This is a genomic window from Vibrio penaeicida, from assembly GCF_019977755.1.
Lineage (GTDB): Bacteria > Pseudomonadota > Gammaproteobacteria > Enterobacterales > Vibrionaceae > Vibrio > Vibrio penaeicida.
On record NZ_AP025145.1, the window covers coordinates 2,196,549 to 2,213,435 of the forward strand.

The following is a 16,887-nucleotide window of genomic DNA, read 5'->3' on the forward strand; positions in this document are numbered from 1 at the left end:
CATCAACTCTTAGTGAGCCGATTGCTACAGGGCAAGAAGTGTACAGATCTAAAATAAAAATGGGAGTAACATCACATAAACGGATGGGTGTTCCGATTAATATTTATTAATTATCTTATTGTTTTATAAAAATAAAATATAATATGTTTAAAAGTGTCTATATTGTATTTAAATGTAACATTACTCAATAACACTCATAAAACAAGTATTAACTAGGTTGCTGTACAACCCCATAATGAGCTTTTAAAGAAACACTCTAATTTAGTAAACCAACAAAATATGGAATGATTAGCGCATTCGCTAAGTCAATAAAAAACGCGCATACAAGTGGAACAATAATGAACGCTTGATGGCTATTCCCGTACTTTTGTGCCACCGCTGACATATTAGCCATCGCCGTTGGTGTAGAGCCCAAGGAAATACCACCAAACCCAGCACACACAACAGCGGCATCGTACGTTTTTCCCATCAACGGAAAAACAACAAAAATAGCGACACAAATCGCCACAATAAATTGCACGCCAAGAATGGCGAAAATAGGACCCGCCAGATCAACGAGCGCCCACAGTTGCATGCTCATAAGTGACATGGCAAGGAATGCGCCTAATGCAATATCGGCAATTAATGCAATGGCAGGTGTTCGTTTTGGCCAACGTGTTCCGGTTAAGCGAGGGTACGAGTCTGGAATGAGGTTTGAAATGAGAATACCCGCGAACAAACAAGTCACGAACAATGGCAAGTCCAGTCCGAATTCTGAAACCGCTTCATTAAGAAATGCTCCCAATATCACACAGATATGAATAGCCAGCACAGCGTCTAAAAAGTCGTACGCATTGATACTGGGTTTAGGGTTATTGGGTGAAGTACCCACATCCATTTTTTCAACTTTCGCAGGGCTAAGGTTATGGCGATTAATGAGAAACTTGGCAATCGGTCCCCCCATCACGCTGGCCAAAATAAGCCCAAAGGTGGCACTGGCGATGCCGATCTCCATTGCCGTTTCTAAACCGAAGCTCTCACCAATTTTTGGTGACCACGCAATGGCAGTACCATGCCCTCCTATCAGCGAAACCGTGCCACTCAACAAGCCCACGATATCTGGCTGCCCCAACATGGTTGCAATACCAATCCCCGTTAGGTTCTGGATAAACATGTACCCTATCGTGATGGTGAGCAAGATGATAAGTGGTTTACCACCTTTGAAGAGATCTCTCAGGCTGGCGTTGATGCCGATGGTCGTGAAGAAGTAAACAAGCAGAAGGTCACGCGCCGCCAAATCAAATTCAACATCAATTCCGGATAGGTAGTGCAGAGCAGCAAATAGAATGGACACTAAAATCCCGCCGGATACGGGTTCTGGAATACTGAACTCTCTCAGCCATTTGCTCGCTTGTGTTAACCGACGCCCCAAAAACAGGACGACAATACCAAGTGTGACAGCGAGAAAAGATTCGACGTGCAGTATTCCATCCAAGTAGTTCATGGGCTCTCCATTGCCTAGGGTCTGTTGACCTTAAAGTTACGAACACTCAACATGTTAGGTAAGGTGACACTTATAAGCAACCAAAGGAGTATTAATTTTACAGATTCACCATGGAGCAACGCCCACAACTTCCCTCCCTTTGAATTGTCGGTAAAAACAAAAAAACTGGCGCAACATTTTGAGCCAGTTTTTTAATTAAAATGTTAGGTCGAAGTCTAAATCAATCATATTTTGGGTAGTTGAAGGCTTCACGATACCCATAAAGTGCTTGGCTACCGCCAGTATGAAGAAACACGATGTTATCTTCTTTATCGAAGTGGCCTTTACGCACAAGGTCAATCAGCCCTGCAGCGCCTTTTGCAGAATAAACTGGATCGAGCAGAATGGATTCCTTTCTCGCAAACAATTCAATGGCTTCAATGGCACCTTCTGTTGGGATACCGTAGCCTTCACCAACATAATCGCTGTTAGCCACTACGTCTTCACGCTTCACCACACCTTTAATGCCTAAAAACTCTGCCGTTCTCTCTGCCAAAGCAAAAACATTGTTCTCTTGCGCTTCCTTTGCAGCTCGGACACCAATGCCCAATACGGGTATTTGACTGTTCGACGCCACCAAACCCGTCACTAAACCTGCTTGCGTACCTGCACTGCCCGTCGCATGAACCAAATGATCAATCTTCAAACTCATGTCATTGCTCTGGCACAATAACTCTAATGCCGCATTCACGTACCCCAATGCCCCAATAGGGTTAGAGCCGCCTCCGGGGATAATGTAGGGGTTCTTACCTTCGCTTCGCAAAGACGCTGCAAGCTCTTCCATCGCTTGGTTCATATCAGTGCCCGCTGGAAGTTTTGTAAGCGGAGCGCCAAAGATCTGGTCGAGTAATACGTTGCCATTGTAGTTGTAGTCGATATCTTTGCTGCCAGTGCGATCTTCTAACAGGATATGGCATTCCATACCCAGCTTTGAAGCGATAGCCGCCGTCTGGCGTGCGTGGTTGGACTGTGTCGCACCTTGTGTGATGATGATATCTGCGCCTTTTTTAATGGCATCCCCCATTAAAAACTCTAGCTTGCGGGTTTTGTTTCCTCCGCCAGCAAGACCAGTACAGTCATCTCTTTTAATCCAAAGATTGGGGCCCCCTAAATACTTGCTTAACTCGCGCATTGGTTCGAGTGGCGTATTAAGGTGTGCAAAGTGTGCTCTTGGGTAACGTGATAAATGCATGGATTCATTCCCTTGTTGTCTGCAAATCCGTGTTCAACCGCTATGGTCTGAACACCGCTGTTTAAGAATTCGTATTTCAATCTGATGCGTTCATCGTAAACGTGAAATCCCAACACTCACCAATGCCGATTGTATTGCGACCGGTTACTTTTTGGCATAACCTGATATCCAGTGACCTCAGGATGCTGGATTCTAAGCCTCACATTCTGTTTCAGTTCAAGGAGAAGAACGCCATGGAATTAAAATGGCTGGAAGATTTTATCGCCCTCAACGAGCAAGGCAGCTTTTCAAAAGCCGCGCAGTCGCGTTTCGTCACCCAACCCGCATTTAGCCGAAGAATTCGCGCTCTGGAAAACTGGCTCGGTGTCGATTTAGTGGATCGCGAGCGATACCCAACCACGTTAACCAAAGAGGGGGAAGATTTTGTTTCTATCGCACAAAATTGGCTCACTCAGGTATACGTGACGCAGTCCCAACTTCAGCAGCAACAAAAGAGCGCCCAGCAAATAACACTCTCAGTTCAGCACTCGCTAGCGGTCACGTACTTACCCAAATTCCTAGCGCCACTCAACGAGATAAACCCGCATACGACCGTGAAAGTGAACACGGGCGATCTGCATGACTGCTTTGACGAGTTAATGTCTGGGCGAGCCGATTTCATGCTGAGTTATTACTCCCATCATGGCTTTCCCAATACACAAAATCCGAATCTGGTGTATTTAGAATTGGGGGAAGATTCGCTCGTTCCTGTCTCATTGGTGAACGAGCAAGGGAAGCAGCTTCATTCCATTAATGGTATTCATCCACTCAAACTCATTAACTACCCTGCAGACGCGTTTACCGGAAGAATCGTTCAATCGGATTGTCTTCCTCAAATCCAATCAAAAGTTCGCACACAAACCGTGTTAGAAAATGCCTTAGTGGAAAGCGTAAAAGCTTTGGTTTTGGCTGGGCATGGCGTAGCTTGGGTACCACATTCCATCATAGAGAAAGAGCTTGTAGAGCAACGCCTTAAATTGGTGACGGGTCTTCCTTCGGCCAAAATGAAAATCCGAGTGTATTGTTTAAACCCAGAGCGAACACCGGAAATGAGCAACTTATGGCGACACCTCAGCTCTAAGTAATCGGCGTGCTTTTTAATAGCGGAACACAGTATGCCACTACACCAGCAATTCCTCAGACATCTCTTTGGAGAGTTCCAATACCATTTGCTCGTGCTTGGATCGTGCTTCATGGTGGTAATACAAGCGAACATCGAATTCTATGTCCCATTCTTCCCCAGCGGCGCGACACAACCGACCTTCAGCTAGGTCATTCTCTATGGCGGATTTAGGAAGCCACGCCAAACCAAGGCGCTCCATCACCATCGATTTCAGGTTGTGGGCGAAGGGGTTTTCGTACCGGCGCGACAAATAATAGTCCAAACCGCTTTTCTTTAAGACTTGGTCAATCGATTTCCCAAACATCGACTCATGGGTATACGCGATAAAGGGGACGGGATCATCTGGCTGACCTGGGAAAGAAAAGAGCGGCTGATTGGGAATGTGAGAAGGCACAGAAACCAGTATCAGCACTTCTTTACCTACGGTGGTATACGAAAATCGATTGCCATCAATGGGGACACCCACCAATTCATTAGCGCAACAAAACATGTAATCAACTTTACCTTGGCTGAAAAGTTCGATGCAGTTGGGGAGCTTGTCTGATGTTAACCGTACATAGACTGAACCTAATCGCCTTTCTAGCCGTTTTGCCCACGTTAGGAATAGCGTTTGAGCAATCGAGTTTTGTGCCGCAACGGCAATTTCTTTTTCTTCTGTGTTGCCCATAACACTGAGCGCTTCACGTGCATTATAGAGTTTCCTCAATATTGCCTCCGCTTCCGAGACAAATAGCGCACCTTGAGGTGTCAGCTCAAACGACTTGCACTCTCGGTTGATCAGCTCCGCGCCTAGCCAGTCCTCCAGCGCCTTAATCCGACGGCTAAATGCCGATTGTGTCACCCGTCGCTCTAATGCCGCAGCCGTAAAATTCTGCAAATGAGCCAAACACACGAAATCTTTTAATAACTTAAAATGCACACCTACCTCCTTGCATGGTTCACTCCGTGTGAATACGCGCGTTCGTTACTGATTGTTTTGTCACCAACGAAGTTTGTCAACCAACCAAACGTAAACTTACGCCGATATCCATTCATTTCACTTCTCGTTTTTAATAATTTTTTCAATTTTAAGCACGAGCGATATACCGCGGTATTTAGCTTCAACAATTTTGGAATAGCAGCAGTCCAAAATAGCATTAGCTAATTTTCTAATCTGTGAAGATACTTTTTGTCGAGCTCAAAAACTTTAATTCGCCTTGTCGTTAAGAAAAAGTCGCGAAGAAAAATTCTGAAAGGACATCAAGGAAAGGAGATTCCAATGAAAGTCAGAAAGACCATCTGTACCCTTTTAGCAAGCTCTGTTGCTCTTGCACTCCCAATCACGGCAGTGCAGGCAAAAGAAATCATTCGGCTCTCTACCTATGTAAATGAAGCCGATATCCGATATGAAGGTTTCCAAAAACTCGCTCAGCTCGCCAGTGAGAAGTCGAACGGAGATTTGGATGTTCAAATTTTCCCTTCTTCTACACTCCACGGATGGAGTGAAGGGGTCGATGCCGTTCAAGGTGGTGTATCGGATATCAGCTGGATACCTGCCGACAAACGATTGAGCTGCTACCGAGTGACCTCTCTGTACCCTGCAGAAATCAATTTAGAACATCAAATTGAATTGGACGGAAAATACGCCGATCTTGTGAAAGCTGAATCGGCGAAAGTCGGGTTGATGCCTTTGTTCAACTCGAATTACTCCTACGACCAAGAGTGGTGGTTTGAAACCCCTGTTTCTCAATTGGATAAGCTGGATGGAAAACTGGTTCGTTCGATTGGGCCTTTAGTCAGTAGCATGATCGAATCTTGGGGCGGAAAACCCGTTTTCGTTGCGCCGAAAGAGGTATTCCAATCGGCAGAGCGTGGTGTAGTCGATGGCATCAATATGGGGGTTGCGACTTACAGTTCTTGGAAGTTGTGGAATGTCATGCCCCACATGCTCAATACCAACCTGTTCTATGCCAACATCATTTACATGATCAACAAAGACAAGTTTGATTCACTTTCTCCAGCGAACCAAAAAGCCTTAAAAGAGGCGGCACGTGAAGCTGAAGAGTGGTTGAAACCTCGTTACGAAGATTGGGTGGATCAACGTGTCGGCAATGCTGTGATGAAAGGGGGTGGTACGGCGGTTACTATCCCACAAGAAGATCGCCTAAGAATCATCAAGAATGCTCAGAACTCTTGGAATAGTGAAGTCGATAAGGCTTGTGGTAAAGAGTTGGCAGACGAGTATCGCGCGTTACTGGCTGCTCACAAAGACTGATTTCATCACCTTGCATCCCTATTTTCTCAATCATGACGGTTTCTATTTCATGAAAAGTGGGGATGCAATCTAACGACGTGAGAATCATGAACAGTCGATATCTGGTATCCATCAGATTCGTTGTTCACTGAATCTCTTTCATTGAGGGCATTTTATGCGCACAGCTATTGCTCAGTATTTGGAGCGAATTGCAAAACTGCTCATCTATTTAGGTGGGTTCGTTGTTCTCATCCAAGCGCTTTGGATTTCTTATGGGGTGTTTATGCGTTATGTCATGAACTCCCCAGATGGCATGGTGACAGAAGCCACCGCACTCATGCTGGTACCCGTTGCCTTTTTTGGTTTAGCGTACGCACTAAGCCAAGACGCTTACCCAAAAGTCACTTTGTTCCGCGATAAATTGCCAACACGTGTTCAAGGGTATCTCGATCGCTTAAACCTGGTCATCATGACGTTAACGGGTCTGTTTTTCAGTGTTGCTGCTTGTAAAGCAACCTTTAAAACATTTCACTCCGGTGCTGCATCAGAAATCCTTCTTTGGCCCCGGTTTTACTTCTGGATACCCGTATCCATTGCATTGGTTGTTTTCACGCTATTGGCGTTAGTCCAATTACTGAATTATCAACACCCCAGCACGCTTGAAGACAAGGAGATACCATAATGGAATGGTATATGGTTGGAATCGGGCTACTGGTTCTTCTGATCTTTTTTATTGCAATCGGTCTGCCTATTCCCTTTGCACTTGCGGCGGCATCTTTGCCCTTTCTTTTAGGTATTCAATCGTTTTCTACCTCTCTCATTACAGCGGAACTCAAGCTGTGGGGGGTATGGGTCGACTACATTTTGCTTGCTGTCCCTTTGTTTGTGTTGCTAGGCGAGCTGATTGGGCGCTCTGCAATCGGACCTAATTTATATTGGTTTATGCACAGTCGTGTCCCGTTTAAAGGCTCTGCCGCGTACGGCAGTATCGGTGCATGTGCAGGGTTTGGAGCGGTATGTGGTTCAAGCATGGTTGGTTCACTTACCATTGGGGGAGTGGCACTGCCAGAAATGCTCAAATTAGGATACAACAAGCGTCTTTCCAGTGGTGTATTGGCCGCAGGTGGCACATTGAGTGTTCTGATTCCACCAAGTTTGATTTTGCTGTTTTATGGCATCGTTACCGACCAATCCATTGGCGAACTGTTCATCGCAGGTGTCATACCTGGGGTGATATTGGTGTCGTTCTTCGCACTGGTCGTCACGGTGTGGGGCTGGCTAAGCCCAAAAGATATTCCAAATCGAGATGATAGCCAACCAATCCCTTGGGGGCTCGCTCTCAGCGCGATTCTTCCGGTGATCATTATTGGTCTTATCATCACAGTTTCCATTTACACAGGGATAGCCACCCCAACCGAAGCGGCCGGCGTCTCTTGCATTGCTACCATCATTCTTGCGTTTTCCGTAGGAGGGTTACGTTGGGACGGCTTTTTAGCGGCATTGCGATCCACGATGCAAACCATGGGTTACCTTGGGCTGCTGCTGTCAGCGGGTGTGTTATTTGGGTTTGTGATGTCTTACTACCGCGTGCCTCAACAGTTCACGGAAGTATTTAAAGCGATGGAGCTTTCCCCTTATGTGGTCCTCGCTGCCATCATTGTTTTCTATGTGATTCTGGGGATGTTTTTGGAACCTGTGTCCATGACATTTATCACTCTACCTACCTTGTACCCGTTGGTTTCTGCCGCTGGTTTTGACCTTATTTGGTTTGGTGTGATTTATACCATCACAATGGAAGTCGCTGTTTTAACGCCTCCCGTAGGTTTGAACCTTTATGTGATTCAAGCGCTTGCTCGAAAAGAAGTCACCATTGGTGATGTCATTATTGGTTGCCTGCCATTTATTGCCTGCTTAGTAACATTAATTGGCTTACTCGTTATGTTCCCAGACATTGCTCTGTGGCTACCTGAAGTCATGGAATAGGAGGTTACATGGGCTGTATTAGAGTAGGACAAGGGCAAACCTTGGTGCTGGTGCATGGCTTTTTAAGTGGGCTGCATTATTGGGATAAGCAGATAGAAAAACTGAGCACGCATTTTGATGTTATTGCGATGGATTTACCGGGCTATGGTGGTGAAGTCGCCAAAACGGGGCACAACAGTATTTCTGACTTTGCGCTATCGGTATTGAAAAAGCTTGATGACATGGGCATCCAAAATTTCCACTTAATAGGACACTCTATGGGTGGAATGATTGCGCAAGAAATTGCGCTCAGTGCCCCTCAGCGAGTCACACGTTTGGTGCTTTATGGTACGGGGCCAATGGGGGATCTGCCCGGTCGATTCGAATCACTCAGCCAGAGCATGGAGAAAGTTCAGCTGTTTGGTACTTCCGATGCCAAGTCTTACACAGTAGAAAGTTGGTTTCAAAAAGGCAAAGGCGACCCTAATTTCCTGCCTGGATTGGAGTTAGCGAAAGGCGTTTCGCTCCAAACTTACATCAATGGATTAGAAGCCATGGCGAATTGGAGCGCTGTTGATCGCTTAGGTCAAATTTTGGCGAAAACATTGGTTATTTGGGGGGATAAAGACAAAAGCTATATTTGGAACCAACCATACCTGCTGTGGCAAGAGATTAAGGATTCCAGCCTTGCGGTCATTCCCGACTGTTCACACAACGTGCACTTGGAAAAAGACTATTTGTTTAACACCATTGTGTTTGATTTTCTCACCGCAAGACCAACTTAGCCTAATCACCTAGCTAAACCGAAACAAGCTCATAGACGTTAGCGCTATGAGCTTGTTCGAGTGCCGCAACACTTATTGTGTGTGGTACATCATTTCAAATTCAATATCCGACTCACCGACAATTGAAAACCCAATTCTCTCATACAACACTTTTGCAGGGTTGTTCTTTAACACGCTTAATACGACCGACAATCCATCTTCTTCTGCCTGTTTAATTAAGCGGGTGATCACTGTCCGGCCAATTCCACAACCTTGAAATTTTGGGCTAACTTGGATTTGCATTAAATACCAACGTTGATGCTCCATTTGCAGTGCCGCCTTAAAGAGACCTACAGAAACACCATTGACCAAAACAATCTTCGCATGGTCAAACTGATATTCGATACGAGTAATGTGGTCTGCTTCCGTCGCTGGCGCTCCGATTTCTTTTAGATATGTTTCCATCGTAGAACGTCGCAGGGAATACAGAAAATCCATGTCTTGTAGAGTGGCTTTGCGAAGTGTTATTTCCAAATCATTTTCTCCTCACCTATTGTGGTGTGCTCCAAGTATGATGCGCAACCAAGGTTTAGGTCTAAGGCTTGATTGCCTCTGTAATCATCAATGCACTTTTTTGAGGCGACACTGACGTTGTGTCGATAACCAGATCGTATTTCACTCCACGATGCACTCGCTGCATCTGCTCTAGTGCAGACCCGAATTTTCGGTCGCCGCGAGCCAATTCTCTCTGCTCTAAAACCGCTTCACTGCATTTGATTCCGACATAAAAGCAGTGGTGTTCTTCCAATAAATTCCGCCATATTTCAATCTCTTGGTTTCCATCCGCCACCTCATCCACAATCACCTTTAACCCACTCTCCACTAGGTGCTTAACCGTTGTTCTGTATGCATCGTTCACCTGTGAACCATATGCTCCTTTCCGGACTCGGTAAATTGGCTCGCCACTGGTCTTTTGCGTTTCCCAGTAAAAGCCTTCTGCGGTTTCGGTGGCATCACTGAGTTTATTGGTCTTTTCTGGCATCATAGAGATGAACGTGTCAATGCCCATGATTAGATATGGCGCATCTAACATTTCTTGCAAAGCCTTTGCGAGGCTGCTTTTCCCGCTGCTACTCGGTCCATTCAGTAAGATGACATCCATTCTCTAATCTCTTCCAATTTACAATGTAAATGATAAGAAACGGTTCAATGCAAGACCGACCACTTCAGGGAATTCTTGGTGTGTTGCGTGGGCAGAAAAAGGCACATTCATAAACTCTGCGTCTGGCAATTGATTAACAGCTAAGAGTGCCTCGTTCGCTGACAATAGAAAATCATTATTACCGCGTATAACCAATGATGGGCAACCAATGCGCTGAATTGACTCGTTTGGGTACCCCGTCGATGTTTTATCTAACCATACCGCTTTTACTTTTTCTATTAGTGCACCGAAATCTGGGCTTGGGTTGATTTCTTGATATCTCGCAACATCTTTGGGAAATTGCTCTCGCCACATCTTCTCCGAAACCGAGCCCAATATTTCTTCCGATGAATCGTTTTTTGGTAACCGCCAATGCGAGCCTAACGTTACTATTTGCTCCACTAATTCCGGCTGACTAGCGGCAAGGCGATACGCTACTGTTCCACCGTCGCTGAATCCAAAAACAGAATAGTTCGATATGTTCAGTGATCTCAGCAACTGTTCTACGTCTTGTTGGTAACGCTCATAACTTAATGCCACCTCCCCTAGCGTGGATTGACCGTGCCCACGTAAATCGACCAATATCACTTTGTAGTCTTCGGGAACATAGTCCAGCAGTGGCATCAAGTCGTACATGCACCCTAACCCGCCATGAATCATCAGCAAGGGTTTGCCATTGGGATTGCCACTGACTTCGTAGTAAATATTTGCATTATCTATCTCGATAATCCCTTCTCTCTGGTACATAAAAGCCTCTGATTCTATTGGAATATCGATATCCTATTCGACTTATGTGTCAGATTTTGTCAGCAAGTACTTATGTTTAGAGGCACCACGAAGAAAATTTGATTTTCGGGTTTATCTGAAGGTATCGTCATTAAATGCAATTAAACTCATAATAATCACACAAAAACAAACGCTAGGAATTGAGTATGACAACGTCAGCAAGGGTTATAGATAAAAATACGTGGGGGCGAGCCCCGCATTATGATCATTTCAACCAAAGGGATTTTCCCTATGTTGGGTTTTGTGCAGAGGTAGAACTTACCAACTCATTTTACTATGCCAAAACACACTCGATTTCGATCTTCAATTTGGTTTCTTACGCGGTATTGGCAGCGGCTAATGACATTAGGGAGTTTAGATTGAGGGCACATGGTGACGAAATAGTAGAATACGAGTCTTTGCGGTTTGGATTTATCGCAATGACAAAAGAACCGCCGCTTTTTAGCTTTGGGGAGGTCGAAAAAGGCGAATCTTTTAACGAGTTTAATGATTTGATCGAATCCGAGAAATCTCGAATTTCACAAGAAATCATGTTGGAAACCAAACTGGAAAGTGATGATGTTATCTACACATCGTGCTTGCCTTGGTTGCGGTTTACCTCCTTTGTTCACCCAGTCAATTTAAATATTCCTTCGACCATTCCTCTGATTTCATGGGGGAAGATTATCGATAAGGATGGTTACGTCGATATGCCTGTGTCAGTACAAGCGAACCACGCCCTGATGGACGGTTGGCATATTTCCATGTACTACAAAAAACTGCAGCAATACTTAGCCGAGCCAGAAAAGCTGCTGGAAGAAATGCTTTAATCCTTAGGCTAGATCGAAAAATGGGAGCCCAGCGCTCCCATATGTATACCCAAAACAAAACTTACTCGTTCACGATTTCCCACTGGTACCATTTTTCGTCTGCAAGCGCGAGCATTGGCAAATCTTCATAGGTATCGCCATACGCGTATATTTTATCGAACTCTTCCAGCGCGACTGTGCGTTTTAGCAATGTGACTTTGTTTTCTTTACTGCAGTCTCCTTGACTGTATCGCCCAGTATAGCGACTATTTTTGACTTCTAGTTCGCTACACACAAGTGAGATGCCATAGGATTGGCACCAAACCTTTAAGTACACATCGAGCGATGCCGAAACCATGACTATTTTGTCTCCTTGCGCTTGGTGCCAACGGAGTTTTTCTGCTGCTTCCGGTCGGATTATCGTGGTTAGATAGTCTTTCGCATACTGGTTGGCGATTAGCGTGACATCCTTTTCTTTTCGATGCCAAAAAGCCACTTTAGACAAAATAGGGCGCGTTTTAGAGGCTTGCAGCCATCCAAGCTTATAAAGAAATATAATCGGCCATACCAGCAGTAAGCCGATCCCCATTCTGACCTTGGGCGTAGAATAAAAAATAAATTTTGTGTAGGTGTCTTCGCTGGTGATGGTGCCATCAAAATCAAACAGTGCTAGATTCATTCGCCGTTGTCCGGTTTAAGTCGCATTTCACAAGGCAGTGGCTCCACAGTGGAGAGATAGGTCATCAAGGTTGCAACGATCATTTTTGTCTCTTTCGCGGCTGTCTCATCTAGCCAGATGTAGTCTGCGTTGTTCAAACCGCCAGTCCAATGCCCTAAAGTGTATTCCGAGATGATTTTACTGTTCAGTGATATCGTGCCTGATGAAATGCTAAATGTATTTCCAGCATCATCTGTCAGCTTCATTGCATTCAACATCCATCGCTTATTATTGAATGTTAATACACCGATATTGGGATCGTGAGTGACCTTGATGCTTTCATACTCAGGTTTTTCATCGTAGGGCGGACGATACCCTTTCACAATGCAGTATTGCTTGTACTCCAATGCTGCCGACGTATTGTTTGGACCAAATTGCTTAATACTGACCGTGCGGGCATCATCTTCTTCCAAATACGGGCCGCTAAAATACACGTCTCTCTGCCCTGTTATTTTGCCTTTACTGACGTCACTGGAGTATTCGCCAAAATGAATATTCTTTCCTGGCATCCACCCTTCTCGCCCCTTCACTTCAAAGCGTTGGCTGTTTTTCAGAAAGGTGGGCTCCGCCTCTGTTGGCGTCATAAATACACAGCCTGAAAGCAACCCCGTCGTAGCCAAAACAATGAAAAACTTTTGCACTATGTCACCTCGCCTAAATTTATACCCAAGTCACTTCTACCGATAGTGAATCCAAATGAAACATATCACATATTTGAATTCAAACGTCCTCAAGATGTTGGATTCATTTGACTTAGTGCGACGAGCGTCGTGAACGCCATATTTTCAGGTGAAATCAGGTTTAAGCACAGTGCTCAATGCAGATCAAATTGATGTCCACTTTGCTTAATGGAGCCTGGGTAAGTCCACAGAGATGAGAGCCATCAGAAAGGGGGTGGTTATGGGTACAGCTAGCGCAAACGCCAAATGTGCGGAAGTGGTTCTGTTTTTGAATTGACGACAGGAGCAATTGCAGTTGCTCCTGTAAGAGGTCTGGGCGCAAATCTGAAACCGAATCGCCATCGGTCGCCAATGCACGCGTTAGGGCTTGGGAAGGAAAACAACCATCAACCAGATCTCGCCCTTTTTGGGATACCACTAAATGTGTAACTCTTTTGTCATCTGCGTCGGCAAGCTTCTCTATATAGCCCTTGTTTTCCAATACCTTAAGGCTTTGAGATACGGTTCCTTTCGTCAACCCTAAATACTCCGTCACCGCTTTGGGTGTATCGGAAAATCGATTACAAATAGCCAAATAGTGGAGTGCATCTAGCTGGACGGGCTGCAACCCATGCTCGGTTAAACCAGCACGGGTTTCATTTCTAACAAGGTTGCCGATTCGATCAAGCAACTGATGAACAAGATAAGTATTCATACCTAAATAGTATCGACTCAAAACCTTATTGACAAGTTTATTTATTTACTGTTAGATCTATTGGTATCGAGTCGATACCAAATAAACACTATAACCCACGAACCTAAACCAAAGATCTAAACCAAAGGCCTAAACCAAAAGTAGCTATATCGAAGGAAGTAGCATGAGCAAATTAAACTTAGTCAAAAAGACGTCGTCAATACTGATTGCATCTGCATTGCTGGTCACCTCCGCCCATACGGTTGCCCATTCAAAACATACGGGTGGGATCCAATCGGGCACCAGTGATTCCGTACTCTCTGCATTTGACATTATCCACACCAAAATCACGACGGAGGGCAACACGGCAACATTTCATATTGCCGTATCCGACAAAGCGGGGAGCGTTAAACCAACCCCAACAGGAAAGCTAGCAGGGAGCGACGTTTTTTCTTACGTTTGGCCGACCACCATGAACAGTGGGCAAATCGGGTTTAAAGATGATGCAGGAATTTTGGCTTTCGCGGTTACATCCCACCCCGATTTTGACGATACCCCGCTTTACGATGAAAACGGCGATGGCGACAAAGCAAACGACGGGGACGTTTGGCACAGTCACTGGGTGGTGTTGCAGCCTAATGAACAATGTGGACCTGGGGCTCTCGGAGTCGTTGATATTCCAGAGGGAAGTAAGCCCAAGGTACCAGACACATGGCCAGGCTTGCCGTTACTGATTGATAGCCCCGATTACACCCCTAACTTTGACGGCAATACTCTGAACGTGAAGGTTCAATTCGATGATATCGATACCGTCAAATTGGCCAAATTTGATGGGGTTACGTCAGGTTTGAGAGTTAATGCAAGCGCGCATTCACCGCTTCTTTGCATTGTTGATGTGTTTGATGTCGCCTCTGGTGATCTAAGCCTGCCGGGCATCGTTATACCCAAGTAACCGCTAGATGCTTTGTTCAGCGAGAATTAACTGGCTTTCAGGCAAGGCATCGATATGAAGATCTAGTCATTCTAAATCAAGAATTGATAACGCAGTATGAAAGCCAGTTAAACTCGCCCTTGGGAGCCCATATTCTGTTCCATTTCATCGTCAAAGAACTTGGAAAGGACTCGTCATTCCACTGCGTTCTTATCCTTGAACTGGAACAGAATATGAGGCTCTGAATCCTGCATCTAGAGGTTACTTGGGCATACTAAATAAGGAAAAACAATGAAATCATTACCACTAGCACCTGAACTAAAAACGGCGGGCTGGCTTAATTCTGATATCCCGATTGAGCTGAGAGATTTGCGAGGAAAAGTAGTTGTACTGCATACATTCCAAATGCTTTGCCCTGGATGTGTCAGCCACGGCTTGCCTCAGGCTTCTAAAATCCATCAGTTTTTTAAAGATGATGATGTACAAGTGATTGGACTACATACCGTATTTGAGCATCATCAAGGTATGCAGTTAGAGTCGCTAAAAGCCTTCGTCCACGAATATCGGTTAACGTTTCCGATCGGAATTGATGCGCCTTCTGGCGGTGATATCCCGCTCACAATGGCAGAGTACGGATTACCCGGCACACCTACATTGGTGTTGATCGATAAATCGGGTCAGATCCGATTTACGCATCATGGGATCATTGAAGATATGATGGTTGGGAAAATGATCACTTCATTGCTGCATGAACAGTACATAGACGCGGATCATTCATTGTCTGGAGATAAAAACAAAGGCTTGAGTTGCGACGAAGAAAAATGCTCAACAAACTAGTCGATATGATGCAGTAGTCCACATGAGTCATCCGATCCAAACCTTTAGGCGTGGTGCTTCCACTTTCCTTCCACGCCTCTTTTTATACTGCTATTCGTCAGGTTGCGCTTTATACCCAAGTGACCTCAAGGTGCAGGATTCAGAGCCTCATATTCTGCTTCAATTCAAGGAAAAGAACGCAGTGAAATGACGAGTCCTTTTCAAGTTCTTTGACGAAGAAATGGAGCAGAATATAGGCTCCCAAAGGCGAGTTTAACTGGCTTTCATACTGCGTTATCAATTCTTGATTTAGAACCACTAGATCTTCAAATCGATGCCTTGCCTGAAAGCCAGTTAACTCTCGCTGAACCTAGCATCTTGAGGTTACTTGGGTATATCTAGTCTTCTTCTCGTTTTTTCAGCTCGTTTTGGTACCAAGTTTCATTGATAAACCAACTCAGAGCACCGAAAACAAAGCCGCCACCTAAGCCAATCCCAGCCGCTTGCGACAAACTCACCAAGGCCGAAACATCGTGCTTCGATAATGCTGGTATTGAGTACGCTGCTAGTAAGGCAATGAAACCCGAGAAAATGGTCCAATTGAAAATGTACCGAACTTTTCCTGCTTCACGCTTTAGTTTCCAACGCTTAAATTTGTGCTCCAATGCATTCATCGCCATCTCCCACTTTTTTATAGTCTGTTGATCTCATTATTGTGGGATTATACCCAAGTAAAAGCAGGTTTTCAGGCTAGGCAATGCTGGATGTATTTTGCCAGCTGTTCAGGGTTTTCTAATGGCAGCATATGACCACTTCCTGAGATTCTGGTGACCGAGATATTCGACGCCAGAAATGTCGCTTCGTTATACCAGCTTAAGTCGACAAGTATGTCTTTCTCGCTGCAAAAAATGAACGTGTTGCAGGGGGCGCAAGCAAGTTCTTGATACAAATCTTTCCGGTGAGTCGTATGGTGGTACTGACTTAAAAAGGTGTCGATACCCGACTCGCGATCCATTTCCTGTATTTGCTCAATAAGCGAATCAGTCCGCTTACTTTCATCCAATAGAGCGGCGACTTTCGTGCGGCTAATACCTGAATACCCTTTTGCTTTAACGTACTGAAGTACATGGTTTCTTTGTTTTACCTCAGCGGATGGCAATTCGGTTAAACCATTCGATATAACAATAAGATTAGAGACGCGATCTGGGTATTGATGGGTGAAATGCCCTGCACTGTAGCCACCCAATGAAAAACCGATGAGGTTAAGTTCGTCGCCTTTTAAGGTTTCACTATAATACTCGGTAATTTCATCAAAGCTTTTGTCATTGGGAATTGGCAAATGAACTAGGTCAAAGTCATCGACTAGGTAGTTCGATAACTCAGACCATAGTTTTTCATTGCACATCGTGCCAGGGATTAGATAGAGAGTTTTACGCATGAACTTAACGTATCAGGTCAC

19 protein-coding genes are annotated in these 16,887 nt (G+C 45.0%); 8 read left to right on the forward strand and 11 right to left on the reverse strand.

Annotated features, from left to right (window positions below; translation table 11 throughout):
• Positions 1 to 256: 256 nt before the first annotated feature.
• Both gltS and LDO37_RS28040 read right to left on the reverse strand, forming a co-directional pair.
• Entirely contained in the window at positions 257 to 1,483 is a 1,227-nt protein-coding gene (gene gltS / locus LDO37_RS28035) for a sodium/glutamate symporter (protein ID WP_224055671.1), read from the reverse strand.
• Between the two features lie 220 nt (positions 1,484 to 1,703).
• Positions 1,704 to 2,714, reverse strand: coding sequence for a D-cysteate sulfo-lyase (locus LDO37_RS28040; protein ID WP_224055672.1), 1,011 nt, complete (start codon positions 2,712 to 2,714; stop codon positions 1,704 to 1,706).
• Between the two features lie 233 nt (positions 2,715 to 2,947).
• Here LDO37_RS28040 and LDO37_RS28045 point away from each other — a divergent pair, with 233 nt between their 5' ends.
• The gene (locus LDO37_RS28045; protein WP_224055673.1) at positions 2,948 to 3,838 is read left to right on the forward strand and encodes a LysR family transcriptional regulator; all 891 of its coding nucleotides are present in this window, start codon (positions 2,948 to 2,950) and stop codon (positions 3,836 to 3,838) included.
• A gap of 36 nt (positions 3,839 to 3,874) precedes the next feature.
• Here LDO37_RS28045 and LDO37_RS28050 read toward each other — a convergent pair whose 3' ends face one another.
• A complete protein-coding gene (locus LDO37_RS28050; RefSeq protein ID WP_224055674.1) occupies positions 3,875 to 4,795 on the reverse strand; it encodes a LysR family transcriptional regulator in 921 nt (306 codons plus the stop codon).
• A 339-nt stretch (positions 4,796 to 5,134) separates the two neighbouring features.
• Between LDO37_RS28050 and dctP the strand changes: the two genes are divergently transcribed.
• The 4 genes from dctP to LDO37_RS28070 all read left to right on the forward strand — a co-directional run bounded on the left by dctP (position 5,135) and on the right by LDO37_RS28070 (position 8,856).
• Positions 5,135 to 6,130 carry a TRAP transporter substrate-binding protein DctP gene (gene dctP, locus LDO37_RS28055; RefSeq protein ID WP_101111741.1) on the forward strand — a complete coding sequence of 332 codons (996 nt, stop codon included), beginning with the start codon at positions 5,135 to 5,137 and terminating at the stop codon, positions 6,128 to 6,130.
• A 154-nt stretch (positions 6,131 to 6,284) separates the two neighbouring features.
• Entirely contained in the window at positions 6,285 to 6,791 is a 507-nt protein-coding gene (locus LDO37_RS28060) for a TRAP transporter small permease (RefSeq protein WP_224055675.1), read from the forward strand.
• Positions 6,791 to 8,092, forward strand: a complete 1,302-nt coding sequence (locus tag LDO37_RS28065; RefSeq protein ID WP_101111743.1) for a TRAP transporter large permease — start codon at positions 6,791 to 6,793, stop codon at positions 8,090 to 8,092. Before LDO37_RS28060 ends, LDO37_RS28065 begins: the two co-directional genes overlap by 1 nt.
• An 8-nt stretch (positions 8,093 to 8,100) precedes the next feature.
• Positions 8,101 to 8,856, forward strand: a complete 756-nt coding sequence (locus LDO37_RS28070; protein WP_224055676.1) for an alpha/beta fold hydrolase — start codon at positions 8,101 to 8,103, stop codon at positions 8,854 to 8,856.
• 72 nt (positions 8,857 to 8,928) lie between these two features.
• Here LDO37_RS28070 and LDO37_RS28075 read toward each other — a convergent pair whose 3' ends face one another.
• The 3 genes from LDO37_RS28075 to LDO37_RS28085 all read right to left on the reverse strand — a co-directional run bounded on the left by LDO37_RS28075 (position 8,929) and on the right by LDO37_RS28085 (position 10,783).
• Positions 8,929 to 9,369: a GNAT family N-acetyltransferase gene (locus tag LDO37_RS28075; protein ID WP_224055677.1), complete on the reverse strand. Its 441-nt coding sequence runs from the start codon at positions 9,367 to 9,369 to the stop codon at positions 8,929 to 8,931.
• A 61-nt stretch (positions 9,370 to 9,430) separates the two neighbouring features.
• Positions 9,431 to 9,997: a chloramphenicol phosphotransferase CPT family protein gene (locus LDO37_RS28080; protein ID WP_224055678.1), complete on the reverse strand. Its 567-nt coding sequence runs from the start codon at positions 9,995 to 9,997 to the stop codon at positions 9,431 to 9,433.
• Positions 9,998 to 10,015: 18 nt separating this feature from the next.
• The gene (locus tag LDO37_RS28085; protein WP_224055679.1) at positions 10,016 to 10,783 is read right to left on the reverse strand and encodes an alpha/beta fold hydrolase; all 768 of its coding nucleotides are present in this window, start codon (positions 10,781 to 10,783) and stop codon (positions 10,016 to 10,018) included.
• A 185-nt stretch (positions 10,784 to 10,968) separates the two neighbouring features.
• Between LDO37_RS28085 and LDO37_RS28090 the strand changes: the two genes are divergently transcribed.
• The gene (locus LDO37_RS28090; protein ID WP_224055680.1) at positions 10,969 to 11,631 is read left to right on the forward strand and encodes a CatA-like O-acetyltransferase; all 663 of its coding nucleotides are present in this window, start codon (positions 10,969 to 10,971) and stop codon (positions 11,629 to 11,631) included.
• A 61-nt stretch (positions 11,632 to 11,692) separates the two neighbouring features.
• On the opposite strand, the gene LDO37_RS28095 is transcribed toward LDO37_RS28090, so the two are convergent.
• From LDO37_RS28095 to LDO37_RS28105, 3 genes are all read right to left on the reverse strand, one after another.
• Entirely contained in the window at positions 11,693 to 12,289 is a 597-nt protein-coding gene (locus LDO37_RS28095; protein ID WP_224055681.1) for an HAD family hydrolase, read from the reverse strand.
• On the reverse strand, positions 12,286 to 12,969 hold the full coding sequence (locus LDO37_RS28100; protein ID WP_224055682.1) for a hypothetical protein: 684 nt from the start codon (positions 12,967 to 12,969) through the stop codon (positions 12,286 to 12,288). The genes LDO37_RS28095 and LDO37_RS28100 overlap by 4 nt, the downstream gene beginning before the upstream one ends.
• A 160-nt stretch (positions 12,970 to 13,129) precedes the next feature.
• A complete protein-coding gene (locus LDO37_RS28105) occupies positions 13,130 to 13,702 on the reverse strand; it encodes a MarR family winged helix-turn-helix transcriptional regulator (RefSeq protein ID WP_224055683.1) in 573 nt (190 codons plus the stop codon).
• A gap of 163 nt (positions 13,703 to 13,865) precedes the next feature.
• On the opposite strand from LDO37_RS28105, the gene LDO37_RS28110 reads away from it, so the two are divergent.
• Positions 13,866 to 14,633, forward strand: coding sequence for a hypothetical protein (locus LDO37_RS28110; protein ID WP_224055684.1), 768 nt, complete (start codon positions 13,866 to 13,868; stop codon positions 14,631 to 14,633).
• Positions 14,634 to 14,903: 270 nt separating this feature from the next.
• Entirely contained in the window at positions 14,904 to 15,449 is a 546-nt protein-coding gene (locus tag LDO37_RS28115) for a redoxin domain-containing protein (RefSeq protein WP_101111754.1), read from the forward strand.
• Positions 15,450 to 15,826: 377 nt separating this feature from the next.
• On the opposite strand, the gene LDO37_RS28120 is transcribed toward LDO37_RS28115, so the two are convergent.
• Positions 15,827 to 16,102 carry a hypothetical protein gene (locus tag LDO37_RS28120; RefSeq protein ID WP_224055685.1) on the reverse strand — a complete coding sequence of 92 codons (276 nt, stop codon included), beginning with the start codon at positions 16,100 to 16,102 and terminating at the stop codon, positions 15,827 to 15,829.
• 71 nt (positions 16,103 to 16,173) lie between these two features.
• A complete protein-coding gene (locus LDO37_RS28125) occupies positions 16,174 to 16,866 on the reverse strand; it encodes an alpha/beta fold hydrolase (protein ID WP_224055686.1) in 693 nt (230 codons plus the stop codon).
• Positions 16,867 to 16,887 lie beyond the last annotated feature (21 nt).